The organism is Geminicoccus harenae (genome assembly GCF_019800005.1).
Taxonomy (GTDB): Bacteria; Pseudomonadota; Alphaproteobacteria; order Geminicoccales; family Geminicoccaceae; genus Geminicoccus; species Geminicoccus harenae.
The window spans coordinates 1-17,806 of sequence record NZ_JABGCL010000055.1; the positions used below are offsets into that span (position 1 = coordinate 1).

18 protein-coding genes and 1 pseudogene are annotated in these 17,806 nt (G+C 68.3%); 10 read left to right on the top strand and 9 right to left on the bottom strand.

The genetic code is table 11. The annotated features are described in order from the left end of the window. The 9 genes from HLA95_RS25295 to HLA95_RS25335 form a co-directional block, all read left to right on the top strand. The coding region (locus tag HLA95_RS25295; RefSeq protein WP_222184922.1) for a hypothetical protein at nt 1-291 on the top strand (291 nt) is incomplete at its 5' end. A 218-nt stretch (nt 292-509) separates the two neighbouring features. After that, the gene (locus HLA95_RS25300) at nt 510-1,811 is read left to right on the top strand and encodes a PQQ-dependent sugar dehydrogenase (RefSeq protein WP_191058723.1); all 1,302 of its coding nucleotides are present in this window, start codon (nt 510-512) and stop codon (nt 1,809-1,811) included. Nucleotides 1,812-2,028: 217 nt separating this feature from the next. Continuing rightward, nucleotides 2,029-2,907: a beta-keto acid cleavage family enzyme gene (locus HLA95_RS25305; RefSeq protein WP_222184924.1), complete on the top strand. Its 879-nt coding sequence runs from the start codon at nt 2,029-2,031 to the stop codon at nt 2,905-2,907. 54 nt (nt 2,908-2,961) lie between these two features. After that, the gene (locus tag HLA95_RS25310; RefSeq protein ID WP_191058721.1) at nt 2,962-3,975 is read left to right on the top strand and encodes a TRAP transporter substrate-binding protein; all 1,014 of its coding nucleotides are present in this window, start codon (nt 2,962-2,964) and stop codon (nt 3,973-3,975) included. An 89-nt stretch (nt 3,976-4,064) separates the two neighbouring features. Further along, nucleotides 4,065-4,574, top strand: a complete 510-nt coding sequence (locus HLA95_RS25315) for a TRAP transporter small permease subunit (RefSeq protein WP_191058720.1) — start codon at nt 4,065-4,067, stop codon at nt 4,572-4,574. Continuing rightward, complete coding sequence (locus tag HLA95_RS25320; RefSeq protein WP_191058719.1) at nt 4,564-5,859, top strand: TRAP transporter large permease; 1,296 nt, start codon at nt 4,564-4,566, stop codon at nt 5,857-5,859. The genes HLA95_RS25315 and HLA95_RS25320 overlap by 11 nt, the downstream gene beginning before the upstream one ends. 18 nt (nt 5,860-5,877) lie before the next feature. Continuing rightward, complete coding sequence (locus HLA95_RS25325; protein WP_191058718.1) at nt 5,878-7,113, top strand: CaiB/BaiF CoA transferase family protein; 1,236 nt, start codon at nt 5,878-5,880, stop codon at nt 7,111-7,113. Nucleotides 7,114-7,143: 30 nt separating this feature from the next. Next, nucleotides 7,144-7,902, top strand: a complete 759-nt coding sequence (locus HLA95_RS25330; protein WP_191058717.1) for a GntR family transcriptional regulator — start codon at nt 7,144-7,146, stop codon at nt 7,900-7,902. Nucleotides 7,903-7,906: 4 nt separating this feature from the next. Beyond that, nucleotides 7,907-8,794 carry an HpcH/HpaI aldolase/citrate lyase family protein gene (locus tag HLA95_RS25335; RefSeq protein WP_191058716.1) on the top strand — a complete coding sequence of 296 codons (888 nt, stop codon included), beginning with the start codon at nt 7,907-7,909 and terminating at the stop codon, nt 8,792-8,794. Here the strand turns inward: HLA95_RS25335 and HLA95_RS25340 are convergent. From HLA95_RS25340 to HLA95_RS25360, 5 genes are all read right to left on the bottom strand, one after another. Continuing rightward, complete coding sequence (locus HLA95_RS25340; protein WP_191058715.1) at nt 8,782-9,330, bottom strand: phosphotransferase-like protein; 549 nt, start codon at nt 9,328-9,330, stop codon at nt 8,782-8,784. The genes HLA95_RS25335 and HLA95_RS25340 overlap by 13 nt on opposite strands. A 44-nt stretch (nt 9,331-9,374) precedes the next feature. Then, complete coding sequence (locus tag HLA95_RS25345) at nt 9,375-10,316, bottom strand: sugar-binding transcriptional regulator (RefSeq protein WP_191058714.1); 942 nt, start codon at nt 10,314-10,316, stop codon at nt 9,375-9,377. Beyond that, nucleotides 10,313-11,599, bottom strand: coding sequence for an iron-containing alcohol dehydrogenase (locus HLA95_RS25350; RefSeq protein WP_191058713.1), 1,287 nt, complete (start codon nt 11,597-11,599; stop codon nt 10,313-10,315). The genes HLA95_RS25345 and HLA95_RS25350 overlap by 4 nt, the downstream gene beginning before the upstream one ends. Then, complete coding sequence (locus HLA95_RS25355) at nt 11,596-13,113, bottom strand: xylulokinase (RefSeq protein WP_222184926.1); 1,518 nt, start codon at nt 13,111-13,113, stop codon at nt 11,596-11,598. The genes HLA95_RS25350 and HLA95_RS25355 overlap by 4 nt, the downstream gene beginning before the upstream one ends. Nucleotides 13,114-13,215: 102 nt before the next feature. Further along, complete coding sequence (locus HLA95_RS25360; protein WP_191060565.1) at nt 13,216-13,494, bottom strand: HigA family addiction module antitoxin; 279 nt, start codon at nt 13,492-13,494, stop codon at nt 13,216-13,218. Between the two features lie 219 nt (nt 13,495-13,713). Here HLA95_RS25360 and HLA95_RS25365 point away from each other — a divergent pair, with 219 nt between their 5' ends. Next, the gene (locus tag HLA95_RS25365; protein ID WP_191060567.1) at nt 13,714-14,256 is read left to right on the top strand and encodes a DUF1003 domain-containing protein; all 543 of its coding nucleotides are present in this window, start codon (nt 13,714-13,716) and stop codon (nt 14,254-14,256) included. Nucleotides 14,257-14,399: 143 nt separating this feature from the next. On the opposite strand, the gene HLA95_RS25370 is transcribed toward HLA95_RS25365, so the two are convergent. The 4 genes and pseudogenes from HLA95_RS25370 to HLA95_RS25380 form a co-directional block, all read right to left on the bottom strand. Further along, the gene (locus HLA95_RS25370; protein WP_223861595.1) at nt 14,400-16,040 is read right to left on the bottom strand and encodes an MFS transporter; all 1,641 of its coding nucleotides are present in this window, start codon (nt 16,038-16,040) and stop codon (nt 14,400-14,402) included. Between the two features lie 80 nt (nt 16,041-16,120). Further along, nucleotides 16,121-17,128 carry a glutaminase A gene (gene glsA, locus HLA95_RS25375; RefSeq protein WP_191060566.1) on the bottom strand — a complete coding sequence of 336 codons (1,008 nt, stop codon included), beginning with the start codon at nt 17,126-17,128 and terminating at the stop codon, nt 16,121-16,123. Between the two features lie 372 nt (nt 17,129-17,500). Further along, a complete protein-coding gene (locus HLA95_RS28615; RefSeq protein ID WP_255513234.1) occupies nt 17,501-17,626 on the bottom strand; it encodes a hypothetical protein in 126 nt (41 codons plus the stop codon). Nucleotides 17,627-17,687: 61 nt separating this feature from the next. Next, nucleotides 17,688-17,806 (bottom strand): annotated as a pseudogene (locus tag HLA95_RS25380) (IS5/IS1182 family transposase); the annotation flags it as partial.

The window sequence follows — 17,806 nt, forward strand, 5'->3', positions numbered from 1 at the left end:
AAGGCCAACATCGCCGAGGCCCGCAAGTACGGCAAGCCGGTGATCCCGTTCGTCTGGCCGCAGTACCACGACACCATGCTGGGCAAGGGTACCGAGTACCTGCCGACCAAGTTCTGGGAGCTGCAGCTCAACACCATCTATGGCTTGAGCGACGGCATCGCCATCTGGGGCTCGGTCAAGAAGGGCGGCGGCTGGGACGCCTGGGACGCCAAGAAGGAGTGGTGGGGCTTCACCAAGAACTATGCCGGCGAGTGGGGCTCGGTCGCCTACACCAGCGCCTGCAAGGCCTGAGGCGCAGCCGGCCCGGCGGCGGCGGGTCCCTACCGGAACGGATGTCCTGAAGCTGAGGCGGGGCGGCGAGAGCCGCCCCGCCTGCTTCTTTTCCTGCGGCGGGACGATGGGCCCCACGGGAGGCGGAGCCTCGGTGCGATCCGGCCCGGCGCAATCGCGGATTTCCAGCGGGCGCCTGGACGGCTAGCTTCCCCGGCGCCTGCAGGAAGGGGAACGCGATGAACTTGACGGATCTCTACGGCCGCCTGGTCGCGCTGATCGGTGCCGGGACGATCCTGGTGCGGCACCGCAACGACGGGATCCGCGCCCAGGCCACCGGTACGGCGCCGACCATCCCGCCGGCCCGCTCGCAAGGAGCGCTGCCGACCCTGAAGATGCCGACGGCGCAGGGCTGGAGTGCCGGGCAGACGCCGACGGCCGCCCCCGGCCTCAAGGTCAACGCGTTCGCCACCGGATTGAAGCACCCGCGCTGGATCCACGTGCTGCCGGACGGCGGCGTGCTGGCGGCCGAGGCGCTGACCCTGCCCGGGGCGGTCAAGAGCCCGTTCGACTTTGCCCAGTACAGCACGATGAAGCGGGCGGCCGCAGTCGGCGAGAGCCCGAACCGGATCACCCTCCTGCGCGACGAGGACGGCGACGGGACGGCCGAGACCCGCCACGTGTTCCTGGACGGGCTGAACCAGCCGTTCGGCATGGCTCTGCTGGACGACACCTTCTATGTCGGCAACACCGACGGGCTGGTTGCCTTCTCTTATCAGTCAGGCGCCGACCGGATCAGCGGGCCGGGCCGCAAGCTCGCCGAGTTCAAGCCGGGCGGGCACTGGACCCGCAGCATCCTGCCGAGCCCGGACGGCACCAGGCTCTATATCGGGGTCGGCTCGCTCAGCAATATCGGCGAGCACGGCATGGCGGCCGAGGAAGGGCGCGCCGCGATCTACGAGTTCGACGTGGCGAGCGGTGCGTGCCGGATCTTCGCGTCCGGCCTGCGCAATCCGGTGGGCCTGGCATGGGAGCCCACCACCAAGACGCTCTGGACGGTGGTCAACGAGCGCGACGGCCTGGGCGACGAGACCCCGCCCGACTACCTGACCTCCGTCCAGGACGGCGGCTTCTATGGCTGGCCCTATTGCTACTGGGGCCGGACCGTCGATGACCGGGTGCCGCAGGACCCGGCCCTGGTGGCCCGCGCGATCCAGCCGGACTATGCGCTGGGCGGGCACACCGCCTCGCTCGGCCTGTGCTGGCTGCCGGCCGGCACCCTGCCGGGCTTCGGCGACGGCATGGTGATCGGCCAGCACGGTTCCTGGAACCGCAGCAAGCTCAGCGGCTACCGGGTGGTGTTCGTGCCGTTCGAGAACGGCCGGCCAGCCGGCCCGCCGCGCGACATCCTGACGGGCTTCCTCGCCCCCGACGAGAAGGCGTCCTACGGCCGCCCGGTCGGCGTCACCATCGGCCCCGACGGGTCGTTGCTGGTCGCCGATGACGTGGGCGACGCCATCTGGCGGGTAACCGGGGCCTAAGGGGGCCGCTCCACCCCTTCATCCTCATGCCAGGGCCCGACCGTGCTGCGCGCGGCCGAGCCCTCGTCATTGCGCATGACCGATCTTTTCCGCTGCCTGGCCGGCGCCGCAGGCAGTGTCGGTACACGTTCCCATGCCACATCGCAGGATTGCATGCAATCTCAAAACAATGTACTCCGCTCCGCCATCAGGTGTGCAGGCGGTGACGGAGCGCGGCGTGGAGAAGTTGATCATCGAGGTTCGCGTCAACGAGTACGCGATGCGCGACGGCAACCCGAACGTGCCCTGGACGGCCGAGGAGATCGGCCGGGATGCGGCCGCCATCCGCGCGGCTGGCGCCTCGATCCTGCATTTCCACGCCCGTCAGCCGGACGGGTCGCCTGCGCATGGCTATGACGCCTATGCCGATACGATCCGGGCGATCCGGGACAACAGCGACCTGCTGATCCATTCCACGCTGGGCCAGATCACGGTGCAGGGGGACGAGGCGCGCGTCGCGCACATCCGGCGCCTGGTCCAGGATCCGGCGCTCCGCCCGGAACTGGCGTCGATGGACATCGGCAGCACCAACATCGATATCTACGACCCGGTGGCGAAGCGGTTCACCACCACGTCCAAGAGCTACGTCAACAGCACCGAGACGCTGCTCTTCTTCGCGAAGACCTTTCGCGAGATCGGCGTCAAGCCGGCGCTCGCCTGCTGGACCATCCCGTTCCTGCGCTATGTCGAGGCGTTCCAGGAGATGGGGCTGCTGGACGATCCGGCCTACCTGCTCCTGGTCCATACCGACCGCTCCATCCTGGGCGGCCATCCGCCCACGGCCGCCGGGCTGCGCGCCTTTCTGGACTTCCTGCCCAAGCACCGGCCGGTCCAGTGGACCGTGAATGCCAAGCCCGGAAACCTGTTCCCGATCGCCGCCCAGGCGATCCAGGCCGGCGGGCACGTGGCGATCGGGATCGGCGACAATCCCTATGCGGAGCTGGGCGCGCCCACCAACGCCGAGCTCGTGCGCCGGATCGTCGATCTGGCGAAGGCCTGCGGGCGGGAGATCGCCACGCCCGCCGAGGCCAAGGCGATGCTGAACATCCCCGGCTGAGGGCACCAGCGACTTCCCGGCGACATCGAGCAAGCAAGAGCAACGGAGGCTAACATGTGGAAGCGAGCAGTCCTCGGCAGTGCTTTGTCACTGGCCCTGTCCGTCTCGGCGGCCCAGGCCGAGACCATCAACTGGAAGATGCAGTCCCTGATGCCGGCGGGCTCGACCGCCAACAAGGTGTTCGAGGACTTCGCCAAGAACGTCGACGCCATGTCGGGCGGTCGGCTGAAGATCGAGGTCATGCCGGTCGATTCGGTGGTCGCCGCCGACCAGACCCTGGAGGCCATCGGCCAGGGCATCCTGGATGGCCATTTCGGCTCGCCCGGCTATTTCGCGGGCGAGGATCCGGCGTTCGGCGTGCTGGGCTCGTTCATGGCCGGCTACGACACGCCGCTGCAGTTCCAGATGTTCTATGAGTATGGCGGCGGCACCGAGATCGCTCGCGAGCTCTACCAGGACTACAACGTCCACTTCGTGGGCCCGTCCTTCTGGCAGGCCGAATCGATCCCGGCGCGCAAGCCGATCCGCAGTACCGCCGACTTCGAGGGCGTGAAGATCCGCGCACCCGGCGGCGTGGTCGGGCAGGTGTTCTCGGCGCTCGGCGCAAGCGTCGTCTCGCTGCCCGGCAGCGAGATCTTCCAAGCACTCAGCACCGGCGTGATCGACGCCACCGACTACAGCACGCTCGGCCAGAACGCCCAGGTCGGCCTCTACCAGACCGCCAAGTATTCGCTCTATCCCGGGATCAGCTCGATGCCGGCCTGCGACATCTCGGTGAACCTGGACCGCTGGAACGAGCTGCCGGACGACCTGAAGGCGATCGTCGAGACTGCGACCAGGCAGTTCGCGGCCGACATGAACGCGCAGACCCTGATCGACGACCAGAAGGCGGCCAAGGCCGTGGTCGCGGAGGAAGGGGTGGAGCTGATCGACTGGTCCCCGGAGGAGCGCCAGAAGCTGCGCGGCATCGCCGCCGAGGCGGTGAAGGAATACGCCGAAGGCAGCGAGCTCGCGAAGCAGGCCTACGAGGCGCACATCGCCTTCATGCAGCAGATCGGCCTGCTGTGAGCTGAAGGAGGGCAGGGGCCGCGCGTCCCTGCCCTCCGCCTTGCCTTCGCTTCGAATGCGTTCTCGCCTCTCTCCCGGGATTTCGCGACATGTGGATCGACCGCCTGTCGAAGGCGTCCGGCGCCCTCGCGGCAGTACTGATCGTCCCGGCGATCGCGATCTCCACCTATGAGGTGATCGCGCGCTACGGCTTCAGCCAGCCGACCAACTGGGTGCACCCGCTGACCACCAGCCTGTGCGCGCTGACCTTCGTGCTGGCGGGCCCCTATGTCCTGCAGCGCCAGGAATTCATCCGTGTCACCTTCGTCTATGACCGGTTCGGCCCAAAGATCCGGCGCGTGATCGACCTGTTCTCGGCGATCCTGCTGATCCTGTGGGGGCTGGTCCTGACCTATGCCGCCTGGCTCCAGGCCGCAGCGTCGATCTTCCGCTTCCGCGGCGGGCGATGGCGCCCGGAGACGCTGGGCTCGGCCTGGGACGTGCCGCTGCCGGCACTGGTCCGCGGCGTGCTGTTCCTCGCCTGCGCGCTCCTGCTGCTGCAGGCGGTCGTGAACTTCGTGCGCGCGGCGCGCCGGCTGGAGGCCGCCCATGGAAATTGAGCTCATCACCGTCCTGATGTTCGGCGGCATGATCCTGCTCATGGTGTTGGGCGTCCCGCTCGGCGTGGTGACCGGGATCATCGCCACCTTCTTCATCCTGGACTTCGACCGGCTGAACAGCCTGATCCTGATCACCGGCCGGATCTACAGCTTCATCAACACCTACGTGCTCGTGTCCCTGCCGTTCTTCATCTTCATGGCGGGGATGATGGAGCGCACCGGGGTGGCCCGCGACCTGTTCGACGCGATGAGCGTCTGGGGCGCCAAGCGCCCGGGCGGGCTGGCAGCGATGACCACGGTGGTCGCGATCATCATGGCGGCCATGACCGGCGTGGTGGGCGGCGAGATCATGCTGCTCGGCATGATCGCCCTGCCGCAGCTCCTGCGCATGGGCTACGACGAGAAGCTGGCGCTCGGCACCATCGGTGCGGGCGGTGCCCTGGGCTCGATGGTCCCGCCCAGCATCAACCTGATCATCTACGGCCTGACCGCCAACGTCTCGGTGGGCGACCTGTTCACCGCGGCGTTCCTGCCGGGCTTTTTGATGGCGGGCAGCTTCATCGTCTACATCCTGGTCCGCTGCGGCCTGAATCCGGCCATGGGCCCGCCGCCCACGGACGAGCGCCGCAACATGCCGCTCGGCGAGAAGCTGGCGCTGCTGCGCCGGATCGTCATGCCGCTCCTGATCGGTGCCGGGGTGCTGGGCAGCATCTATCTGGGCGTGGCCGCCGTGACCGAGGCCGCGGCATTGGGTGCGGCCGCGATGATCCTGGTGGCGGCCCTGCGCCGCGAGCTCACCTGGTCGATGCTGGCCGACGTTTCCATGCAGACGATCCGCACCTCCGGCATCGTGCTCTGGCTGGTGTTCGGCGCGGTGGCGCTGATCGGTGTCTACAATCTCCTGGGCGGCACCAGCTTCGTGAAGGACCTGTTCCTGGGCTCCAGCCTGCCGCCGTGGGCGATCATCGGCGTGATGCTGGCGATCTGGGTGTTTCTCGGCGCCTTCATGGAAGGTACTGCGATCTGCCTGCTCACCGTGCCGATCTTCGGGCCGGTCGTGACCAGTCTTGGCTACGACCTGGTCTGGTTCGGCGTCTTGTTCGCGATCACCTGCCAGATCGGCTACCTGACGCCGCCGTTCGGCACGGCCGCCTTCTACATGAAGAGCGTGACCCCGCCGCACATCAGGCTCGAGACGATCTTCAACGCCTTTTGGCCCTTCACCTTCCTCCAGTGCCTCTTGCTGGCGCTGGTCTGGGCCTTCCCGCTCCTGGCCAGCTACTGACCTGCCGGAACCGCTATCATGACCTCTGCTGAAGCAACCCATCCCGTCGAAGCGGCCTCTGAAGCTGCGCTGGCCGGCCTGCGCGTCCTCGACATCGGCACCTTCATCGCCGCTCCCTATGCCGCGACGATCATGGCCGAGTTCGGTGCGGAGGTGCTCAAGATCGAGCTGCCCAAGATCGGCGACCATGCAAGGCGCCTGGGCACCCAGACCGAATGCGGCGACACGCTGGTCTGGCTGAGCGAGGCGCGGAACAAGAAGTCGGTCTGCCTGGACCTGCGCACGCCGGAAGGAGCCGAGCTGTTCAAGGACCTGGTCCGGGTCAGCGATGTGGTGTGCGAGAACTTCCAGGCCGGGACGCTGGAGCGCTGGGGGCTGGGCTGGGATGTCCTGTCTGAGGTCAACCCGAAGCTGATCCTCTTGCGCGTGTCCGGCTACGGCCAGACCGGGCCTTATGCCAACCGGCCGTGCTTTGGCCGGATCGCCAACGCGTTCGGCGGCATCTCCTTCCTGTCCGGCGAGCCGGACCGCCCGCCGGCCCAGCCCGGTTCGGCCACGCTCGCCGACTACATGGCCGGGCTCTACGGCGCGCTTGCCGTGCAGATGGCGCTCCACGCGCGCGCCCGTACCGGCAAGGGCCAGGTCATCGACATGGCGCTCTACGAGGCGATCTTCCGGATCTTGGACGAGGTGGCGCCGGCCTATGACCGGTTCGGCTTCGTCCGCCGCCGCGAGGGTGCCGAGACCCCGATCGTGGTCCCGCACAGCCACTACCCGACCTCGGACGACCGCTGGGTGGCGATCGCCTGCACCAACGACAAGATCTTCGGCCGGCTGGCCGACGTCATGGGTCGCCCGGAACTGAAAGAGGACCCGCGCTACGCCACCAACAAGGCCCGGATCGAGCGGCGCGGCGAGGTCAACGGCATGGTCGCCGACTGGACCGGCTCGATGCCGCGCGATGAGGTGCTGGCCCGCTGCTCGGGAGCCGAGGTGCCGTGCGGCCCGGTCTACGGGATCGACGAGATCTTCACCGATCCGCACTACGCCGCACGCGGCAACATCCTGCGCGTGACGGATCCGCGGGCAGGCGAGGTCGCGATCCCGAACGTGATCCCGCGCATGAGCGGCACGCCCGGCGCCGTGCGCTGGCTGGGCCCGGCACTGGGTGCGCATACCGACGAGGTGCTGCGCGACCTGCTTGGCCTGGATGCGGCGCGCATAGAAGAGTTGCGCGGCAAGGGTGCTATCTGAGCGCCGCCCGCATCTCGATCCGGAGACCGCATGAAACTGACGTCCCAAGAGCTGACCGCGCGCATCCGCGACATGATCCTGCGCGGGGAGTTCGCGTCTGGCCAGCACCTGCGTGAGGCGGCCCTGGCCGAGCAGTTCGCGGTCTCCCGCACGCCGGTGCGCGCGGCCCTGGCCGCGAACGAGAAGGACGGCCTGCTCGAGTACAACCCGAACCGCGGCTTCATCGTCCGGCCCTTCCATGTCCGGGACATCATCGAAGCCTACGAGATGCGCGCCCTCCTGGAGGGGATGGCCTGCCGGGTGACCGCCGAGCGCGGCATGAAGCTGGACGACGAGCGTGTAGCCCGCCAGGCGATCGACCAGGTCGAGAAACTGCTGCGCAAGACCGGGCCGCTCGACAACCATGCCCGCGATTCCTGGCGCCACCACAACCAAGTGTTCCACCAAAGCATCATCGAATCGGTCGAGAACCGCTTCCTCCAGCCGATGCTGCAGATGGTCCGGCAGATCCCCTCGGTCTATCCGCCGATCTTCGCCTCCTACACGGCCGAGGAACTCGCCCAGTACAACCAGGAGCACAAGAAGATCCTGGAGTGCATCATCGACCGCCAGGCGGTGCGGGCCGAGCATCTGATGCGCGAGCACATCCTGAGCGCCGGCGAGACCCTGCGCACCTCGATCCGCGATGCGCAGCGCACGGACGACCCCATCGTGCCGGCAGCGGAGCATGCCGACGTCCCATCCGCGGAGCCGCCGCGAAGGCGTGCTCCGGTTCCGCCCTCGGAGTAATTCCATGTACGTGCCGCCGCGCGCGCTCCTGTTCGTGCCCGCCCATCGCGACCGCTTCCGCGAGAAGGCCACCGGCTTTGCCGTCGATGCCCTGATCCTCGACCTGGAGGACGCGGTGCCGCCCGCCGAGAAGCCGCTGGCCAGGGAGAAGGCCGCCGAGTGCGTCGGCGTGCACCCGGGCCGGGCGTTCGTGCGGATCAACCCGGTGCGCGCCTCGACCGCATTCACTGTCGCCTGTGGGGAAGAGGACCTGGCGGGCGTGGTGCATCCCGGCCTGCGCGGCATCGTCCTGCCCAAGATCGAGGCGGCCGCCGACGTGCTCGAGCTGGATGCGCTGCTGCGTGCCTGGGAACGGGCGCGCGGCCTGCCGTGCAGCACGCTGGAGTTGATCGGCATCGTCGAGACCGCCAAGGGCATCCTGAACCTGGGCGACATCGTGCAGGCACGGATCGCCCGGCCGTTCTGCCTGGCGTTCGGGGCCGGCGACTTCACGGGTGATCTCGGCGTCGAGTGGACCAGCGGTGAGGCCGAGTGCCAGCATGCGCGCGGCGCCGTGGTGATCGCCTCGCGTGCCGGCGGGCTGCCCAGTCCGATCGACAGCGTGTTCGCCGACATCCGCGACAGCGACGGCCTCCTGGCCAATGCCCGGCGGGTCAAGGCCATGGGCTACCAGGGCAAGCTGGCGATCCATCCGGACCAGGTCGGCATCATCCAGGACGTGTTCGCGCCCGAGCCGCAGGAAGTCGACTGGGCGCGCCGGGTGCTGGACGGGATGCGCCAAGCCGAGGAGCAGGGCCATGGCGCGTTTACGGTCGACAACAAGCTGATCGACTATCCGATCCTGGAGCGCGCCAAGGCGATCATGGACCGCGCCAGGCGCTACGGGAGCTGAGGCGACAGGCGGAACCTGCCGTTGGTTAGGGCCTCCCGGACCGCGGCCAGGGCTTGCTCGGGCCCGTGTCCGTCCAGGTCGATCGCGTGGCGCTCCAACGCACCCAGCGTGGCGAACTGCTCGTGCAGGGATGAGATCGGACCGGACGCAGTGAGCGTGTCGCCACCACGGCGGCGGCAGCGTTCCAGCGTGATCGGCAGGGGCACGCGCAGGACCACGTAGTGCAGCGGCGCTTGGACGGCGCGGAATGGCTGGAGGAACCACGGTCCTACGATGCCATCCACCACGACGAAGAACCCGCCTCGGGCGTAGGCCGCTGTCGCCTGCGCTAGGGCCTGCATCACGGTCTGGTTCTGCTCGTCGGCATCGGGAAGATAAGGAGGGATCGCACCGCACTTGATGAAGTGCCAGAAGTCGTCGGCATGCAGATGCACGGCCGGCCTATCCGCAAGTGTGGCCAGCGCACGGGCCATCGTGGTCTTCCCCGAGCCCGGCGGACCGGTGAGGACGAGAACTTGGCCATCGGTCTTGGACAATCTGCTCCCTCCGCACGCACCACGAGACGGTAGAGGCACGCCATCTAACGCGCATGGGCACACAGCGCCTCCGCCGCCTGCTGGTCGGTGATCAGCAGGTTGGCGTAGCCGGCGGTAAGCACCGCGCGCATGACTTGGCCCTTTTCCGGCCCGCCCGATGCCAGGATGCGGACGGGCACTGCCGCCAGCTCGTCCGGCGCCACGCCGACCACCCGGCGGTTGACCGGGTGGTCGAGCAGTCGGCCGTCGGGCCCGAGGAAATGGCCGAGCAGGTCGCCGACGGCTCCCGCGGTGCTAAGCGAAGCCTGCTCTGTGTCGGTCAGCAGGCCGCGGGTCAGGGTCGGGGCGTCGGGGCCGAGCGTGCCGACGCTGAACAGGACCATCTGCGCCTGCATCGCACGGGCGCGGACCTCCGCCAGGGAGTCCTGTGCGTGCAGGAGGTCGCGCAGCGCCGGGCTGGAGGCATAGGTGGGGGCCGCCAGATACAGGCAGGTCGCGTCCAGGGCCTCGGCGAGACGCGCCGCGGTCTCGTAGGTATTGAACTCCGAGGCCCGGCCGAGGCCGCCCATCAGCGAGACAATGGTGAGGTCCTGCATGCTCCGGCGCTGGATCGAGCGGGCACTCCAGCGCAGGGTGCGGCCCCAGCCGATGCCCAGAGTCATGCCGGGATCCAGGCGGTCGGACAGGTAGTGGCCGGCGGCGGTGCCCAGCACCACGGGCAGGCTCGCCGGATCCTGCGGTGTGGGCAGGACCACCGCATCGCGCAGCCCAAAGTGCTGGCACAGCTCCCGTTCCAGGGCCACGCAGCCGGCCAGGCGGCCATGGATGCGGATCTGCACGAGGCCGGTATCGCGCGCGGCTGCCAAGTCGCGCAGCACCTTCACCCGGTTGATGCCGAGTGTCGCGGCGATCTCGGCCTGGGTACGGCCCTCCACATAATAGAGCCAGGCGATCCGGGTGCGCCGCTGCTCGTCCTGGTCGATCATGTCTCGCCGGCGGCGAACCCGTCGAGCCCGCCGGCCTGGGCGGCGAGATCGAGAAAGCCGTAGCGGTCGCGGATCTCCAGCGCGTGGCGGACCGCTTGGCGGTAGAAGGTGGGATCGATCCCGATCTCGGCTGCGGTCTTCGGCATGCCGGCGCCCCGGATCGCGTCCTCCATCCGTTCCAGCGGCAGCATGACCGCCAGGAGGCGCTGCCGGATCTCCGGCCAGCGGTCCTGGAGGCGCCGGTTCAGCCGTGCGGTCGCCGCCGCATCGAAGGGCTTGCGCGCGATCGCCTCCTTCACTCCGCCGGCCAGCTCGCCATAGCGCTGGGCCAGCTCGGCATCGGTGAAGGTGAGCGGTGCCAGGACGGGTGCTATGTCGCTCGCCAGGTAGTGCGCCTGGAGCCGCGCCATGGTCCAGGTGGCGATGCCGACCTGCTGGCCATGCAGCGTGCCGGGGTGGGGGCGCAGCAGCATGTCGATATAATGGCTGATCTGGTGCTCGCCCATCGAGCCGCAATGACTGGTGCCGGTCACCAGCACGCCGCAGCCGGACAGGACGGAAAGCCGGACCAGCTGCAGCACGGCCGCCTGGTCGCCCTGCCTGAGTCTTCCGGCCAGCTCGTAGAGCGGCTGCTCGTCGGCAGCCATCATCGCATAGGGCGTCTCGGCATAGACCGTGTCGAGCAGGAGATGGGAGAGCAGCCAGTCGACCTGGCAGACGCTGCGGCAGATCGTGTCGCCGAAGCCTGCCAGTGTCGCGAACTCGGGCGCTGCGGCCATCACCTCCAGGTCGAAGAACACACCCCTTGGCGCCTGGGCCGGCAGGGTCAGCTTATAGCCGCCACGGGTGATCGACACGGTGGTGGTCACATAGCCGTCCATCGACGCCGCGGTGCCGAACACCGCGCAGGCCCGGCCGGTGCGGTGCGAGACGTACTTGCACAGGTCGTTGAGCGTGCCCGAGCCCACCGCGATCAGGTGGTCACAGTCGGCCACGCGCTCCTGGAGCTGTGCTGCGGTCGCCTCGTCCGCCTTCGGATGGTCCAGGACCACGAGCGCGGCATTCGGCAGGGCGTCATGGACCCGCCGGCCCATCACCGGCGTGGTGTTCTGGTCGGCGACCACGGCGAGCCGGCCGGTGAGCCCCACGCTCTCGACCAGCGCCCGCTCCCGGCCGGCCAGGGACGGAGCGATCTCCAGGAGCTGGATCGGGGAGGGCAGGTTCTGGCCGAGCTCGGGCGCGAAGAACCGGCCCTCGACCACGTCCCGGACGACGTCGCTCACGTTCTGGATTCCTCGCGAAAGGCGGCGAGACCGGCATAGGTCCGCTGCAGGGCCGGGTAGAGGCCGGCATGGAGCTCGCGGAGCCTCCCGTACCGGGCATGGGTCGCCGGGTCGGGGAGCCGGCGCTCGCGCAGGCGGCCGGCCATGGCGCGGGATGCGGCCGCAGCGTCCGGATACCAGCCAGCCGCGGTCGCGGCGACCATCGCGGCCCCCAGGCAGGAGACTTCCACCGTGTCGGACACCTGCACTTCCTTGCCGGTGGCATCCGCCACGATCTGGCGCCACAGCTCGCTGCGCGCGCCGCCGCCGATCGCCACGAACCGGTCGATCGCCGTACCGCTCACCGCCTCGATCGCTTGGCATCCCGAAGCCAAGTCCAACGCAATGCCCTCGATCAGGGCCCGGTACACATGCCCCTGCCGGTGCTCGGCACCGAGGCCCACCAGCACGCCGCGTGCGTCCGGGTCCCAGTGCGGCTGCATCACGCCGCTCCAGTAGGGCAGGAGCAGCAGCCCGCAGGAGCCCGCCGGCACGGAAGCGGCCTCCTGCTCGATCCGCGCGAACGATGCGGGGTCGGTGCCCTTGTCCAGCAGGCTGGTCATCAGCCAGTCGGTGAGGAACGCGCCGGTGCGCAGCACGTACTCGCACAGATAGCCGGTACCGGTCAGGCTCGACACGGTGCGGAACGCGCGGTCGACCACATAGTCCTGGCTGTACACGCCGAGCACGGTAGCGGTGCCGAGGTTGAGATAGGCGGCACCCGGCTCGAGGATCGCGCAGCCGAGCCCGGCGCACTGGCCATCGCCGCCACCAGCCGCGACCGGAATGCCCGCCGGCAGGCCGGTTGCGGCCGCGGCCGCGGCGGTGACCGCGCCGAGCACGGTGCCGGGGCGCTCGGGCTGCAGGAAGTGGCCCTCGGTCAGGCCGAACCAGTCCAGGATCTCCGACGAAAGCCGCTTGTGCTCCAGGTCGTAGAGGCCGTGTGGATCGGCGCTGGCCCAGCTGGTCCGCGCGCTGCCGGTCAGGCGCCGGACGAGATAGCCGTGGACGTCGACCACGTGCGCGACCCTGGCGAACGCGGCGGGCTCCGTGCGGCGCAGCCAGTTGAGCTTGTAGACCGCGGGCGTGAGGTCCGGCGCCTTGCCGCTGATCCGGTGCAGCCGATCCGCACCCAGCGCGTCCGCCATGATCTCGATGTCCGGCCGGCCGCGCTCGTCCAGCCAGACCAGCGCCGGCCGCACCGACTCGCCGGCCGCGTCGAGAAACCCCACGGTCTCGCGCTGGTTGGCGATGGTGAGTGCCCGCGCCGTGGTGAGGTCGATCTTGCCGCCCAGATCGGCGAGCGCCTCGACCAGTGCTGCCCACCATGCACTTGGCTCCTGCTCGAATGCGCCGGGGCCCGGCTGGCTCATCGGAATCGCCGCCCGGCCTTCCGCCAGAGGCGTGCCGGCTTGGTCGAACGCGATCGCCTTGGTCGCGGTGGTGCTGCTGTCGACGCCGATGACCGTGTCCATCAGCCGGTGACACTCCCTGAACTTATGTTCTTTGCTGCCTAACTTTGTACAAGGCTAGCCGGCCGTCACCGCTCCTGTCAAAGCCGTACCGTCGCAGGCCCGTCACCGCGGCTTGTAGCGTCTCACCTCGATCTCATCCGCGCGTCGCCGGATCGCCCAAGCGTCGAAGCGTGCCTGCAGGCGCAGCAAGGTCTCCAGGCTGAGGCCGAAGGCCATTTCCACCCGCAGCGCCATCTCCGGTGACAGGCTGATCCGCTCGTGGAGCAGGTCCGCCAGGCTATCGCTGTCGACGCCCAGGATGTCGGCTGCCCGTTCGGTGGTCAGCTCCAGGTCAGCCAGGATCTCGTTGCGGATGAACGCACCCGGATGCGTCGGTTTCATTGCGGCTCGCAGCGGTGGCCCAGGTCCCGTACGAAACTGAACGGCTGACGGATGCATTGGCTGCGATGCACCGCCGGAACGGATCAGCCATGAGCCTGCCCGCTTCTGTTCCGGCTAGGCGCGGCCTCCTCGACCTGCTCCGGCGCGGCGCTGGTCGATGCAACCCTGGGCGTGCAGCAGGATTTTGAACGGCGAAACCAAGATCGAGCTTATGCCGCTATGTCCGCCACGACACCGACTGTCCCACCGCCACCACCGCCGAACCTGAACAGCGCGCTCAAGCGCAATATCGACGCCATCGCCGAGCGGCGCCGACAGGAGGCAGCCTCGGCAACACGCGAGGAACGGCTAGCCCAGGCGATCACTTCGTTCACCGGCAGCATGCGCTTCGTGTACCTCCATGTGGCTCTCTACGGCACATGGATCGTGGTCAATCTGGGGGTCGTACCGGGCGTACCGAGGTTTGATCCGTCCTTCGTGATCCTGGCGATGGTGGCGTCGGTCGAGGCGATCTTCTTGTCCACCTTCGTGCTGATCAGCCAGAACCGTACGGCCGCTGCGGCTGATAAACGCGCCGATCTCGATCTTCATATCAATCTGCTGACCGAGCACGAGTTGACCAAGCTTTCGGACGTCGTCACGGCCATTGCTGCCCATCTGAATGTCAGGGTCAACGACGCTGCCGCGATTGAAGAGATCAAAAGGGATGTTGCTCCCGAAGCGGTGCTGGACGAGCTCAATGAAGGCAAGGAGGGCGACTGACGCAGCCTCCTGAGTGACAGCCGGCACACACAGATCCGCCAATAGCCGATAGACGCCGGTCCGGCGATCTCGAGGCGCGGAGCTTTCCTTCCTCCCGCAGACGCCGGACTTCGGCCGCCAAATGCCGGGGGGGTCGATCGGGTTCAGCTATCCTCCCGCTTCGGCTGGGGAGGGATCTCCCCCGGCCGGTAGTCAGGCAGCTGTCCTGCCGGGATCAGGGCCAGCAAGGCGAACCCGGCCATGATCAGCAGGCCGATCTTGAGCGCGCGCAGCCGGGCCTCGGTATTGATGCGCACGGCCTCCTCGACCTGTTCCGGCGTGGCGCTGGTCTGCCGCATGACCTCCAGCAGCCGGTCATTGCTCACGAAGTTGACGTTGTCGAGATCGACCTCCTCCTTCAGCTCCACCGGGATGACCGGGTTGTCCACGAGGCTGCGCATCACGCCGGCACTCAGCAGGCCCACCACCAGCGCACCCGCGACCGCGGTGCCGACGGCCGCGGCCAGGTTGTTGGTGGTGCCGCGCAGCGAGCCCACGTCGCCGGCCAGTTCCTTGGGCGAGGCGGTGACCAGGACGTTGAACAACAGGGTCACGAGCGAGCCCTGGCCGATGCCGAACAGGACGAGCCCGACCAGCACCGGGAAGGTGCTCCAGTCGTTGCGGACGACCACCGCCAGCCAGACCAGGGCCACGGCGGACAGTGCGAAGGCGAGCCGCCCGATCTGGCGGGGCGGGAGCCGGTCATACAGGCGCACGATCAGCAGGGCCGCGACGAAGACGGACAGGTTGAACGGCATCATGGCGATCGCCGTGTCCAGCGGCGTGCGCCCCTGGACGATCTGGATATAGAGCGGCACCGTGAAGTTGAGCGCCGCCTCCAGAGCGACGATGGTGAACATCGCATAGACGGCGGCCCGCTCCTTGGGCGAATCGATCACTTCCAACGCCAGCAGCGGCGTCTTCCCGGCCGCCTGCCGCCGGTGGGTCCACATCAGGAACGCCTGGCCCAGCACGATGCCGAGCACGATCATGACCGGTGCCGGCGACAGCCCCAGAAGGTCGAACGGCGCGCCTGGGCGGGCCAAGCCCAGCCCCCACCGGTTCAAATTGTTGAAGCCGAAGCTGATGAGGATGATGGCGGCGGCCGCCAGGACGACGCCCACCAGGTCGATCTGCACGTCGGGCCGGCCCTCGTCCCGCCTGAGCCGGAAGCTCAGCACGAACACGATCGCCGAGAGGGCAATCAGGATGCCGAAGGCCGGGCGCCAGCCGATGAACGTGCCCAGGACGCCGCCGATGAGAAAGGCGGCCACGCCAGCCCCGGCACGGGCCGAGCCCAGGGCGCCCAGGGCAGTGGCCTGTTGCCGCCCCCGGTAATTGTTGGCGATCAGCGCCACCAGGGAGGGGACCAGTGCTGCACCGGCCATTCCGGCCAAGCCCTGTGCGGCGATCATCACCGTCGCGTTCGGGCTGAACGTCATCAGCACCATGGCCAGTCCGAAGATCAGCACCACCCCGCGGAACACGGGCTGCGCACCGAACCGCTGGCAAAGCTTGGCGCCCAGCATGACCAAGCCGGCCACGGAGAGCGAGTACATGACGATCCCGGTAGCGATCGTGGTCGGCGGCACGCCGAAGCTGTCGACCATCCCGCCGATGGCGACGGGCAGGGAAGCGACGTTGAACGACATCAGCACCTGGCCCAGGGCGATGACGATCATCGGCAGCCAGGTCGACTGCGCGTCGTCCTCCGCTCCGGCCGCCGGTATTGCTGCGCTGCGCATCGCCTTGGCCCTTTCCCGCTACGGTCGTTCCTTTGTGTGATCGAGATGGCAGGCCGCACGGACGGGGCCTGCGAACTGGCTCAGACCTCGGGCTTCGAGACGAACAGGTCCATGCCCAGCCGCTGGGACAGGAACCTCGCGACCAGTTGGCCCTTGACGCTGTTGCCTATGCGGTCGAGCGGCGGGGCGAACGTGCCGAGCCCGCCCTTGCCGGGCGAGACGGTGACGATGCCGCCGCCGATGCCGCTTTTGCCCGGCAGGCCGATGTCGTAGAGCCAGTCGCCCGAGCTCTCGTAGAGGCCGGCCGTCGCCATCACTGCCAGCGCGTAATGGCAGGTGGCCGCAGCTACGATCCTTTCCCGGGTGACCGGGTTCACGCCGCCATCGGCCAGGGTCGACCCCATCACCGCCAGATCATGCGCGCTCACGTTCAAGGAGCACTGCCGGGTGTACAGGTCGACCGCCAGGTCGCAGTCGCAGTAGATCCGGCCGAGGCTCTCGAGCAGCCGGGCGATGCTCCGGTTGCGGAGGTTGGTCGCCGAGGCAGAGGCATAAACCTCCTCGTTCAGCGACAGCTTCCGCCCGGCAAAGCCGCACAACCCCACATAGATGTTCTGCCACTTGTCGTCGGCCGTGGCACCCGGCACGAGGCTGGTCGCCGCAATGGCGCCGGCATTCACCATCGGGTTGGTCCGCCCGTCGGCGCTCCACTCGATCGCCGCCAGGGAATTGAACGGCAGCCCGGTACTGTTCGCGCCGAGCTTGTCCCGGCACTCCTCGGGCCCCAGCGCCTGGCACACGAGCGCGAACACGAAGGGCTTGGACACGCTCATGATCGAGAACTCGTGCGCCGCGTCGCCGATCTCGTAGACATTGCCGCTGGTGCCGACCACGCAGATGCCGAACAGGTCGCCCGCGACTCTCGCGAGTGCCGGGTAGACGTTGGATACCCGGCCATCGGTGTTCGGCCGGTAGCGCTCATAGGCCTCGACGACGAGCTGCTGCACCATCTCCGACTGGGGCAGGTGGCCGGTCGACACATAGGTCGGGCCGGTGGCTGCGTCGTAGAGGGAGCGAAGCGTGGACATGGGTCAGCTCCGAACTGGTTGGCGCTGAAACTCGTTCTGCGTTCACCAAGGGCTGTACGAGGCTGCGGCGCAGCTCTGACGGGTGGATCAAGGTCGAGGCGTTCGATCAGGATGCAGTCGGACCGGAACTCGCACGAAACCGGGGAGAAAATCGCGTGCACGATCTGGCCGACTGCCTCACCAGAGCAGCCGAGATACGGATGGGACAGGTCTCGCCGGCCTCTGAAGAGACCGGAGGCTCCATTCAGGCAATATACACTACTTTATCCCACTGTACATCAATACGGGCTCTCGATTCACCGCGAAGTCAGGCCCGAAGCGAGACCCGGTCCGCGGCGACCGGCGTCTGCGATGGCGGGCGGCCAGGCTGCCTCAGTCCTTGGGCGGCTGCACCTGGATGAAGTGGCTCAAGGCGAAGATCACCCCGGCGGTGGCGATGCCGGAGGCCAGCAGGCGCAGGCCGGGCGGCACGTTGATGACCTGCTCGAGAAACAGCACGCCCAGCATCACCGCGATGATACCGGCGAGCTTGCTCTTCAGAGCCCGTTTGAGAATGCACTCAGTGGCTGATGCGGCGTAGCAGCAGGCTGCCCATGGCGACCTGCACGAAGGCTTCGGACACATCGAGCCTGGCCTCGTAGTCCCGCACCAGGCGGCGCCAGCGAACCATCCAGCCGA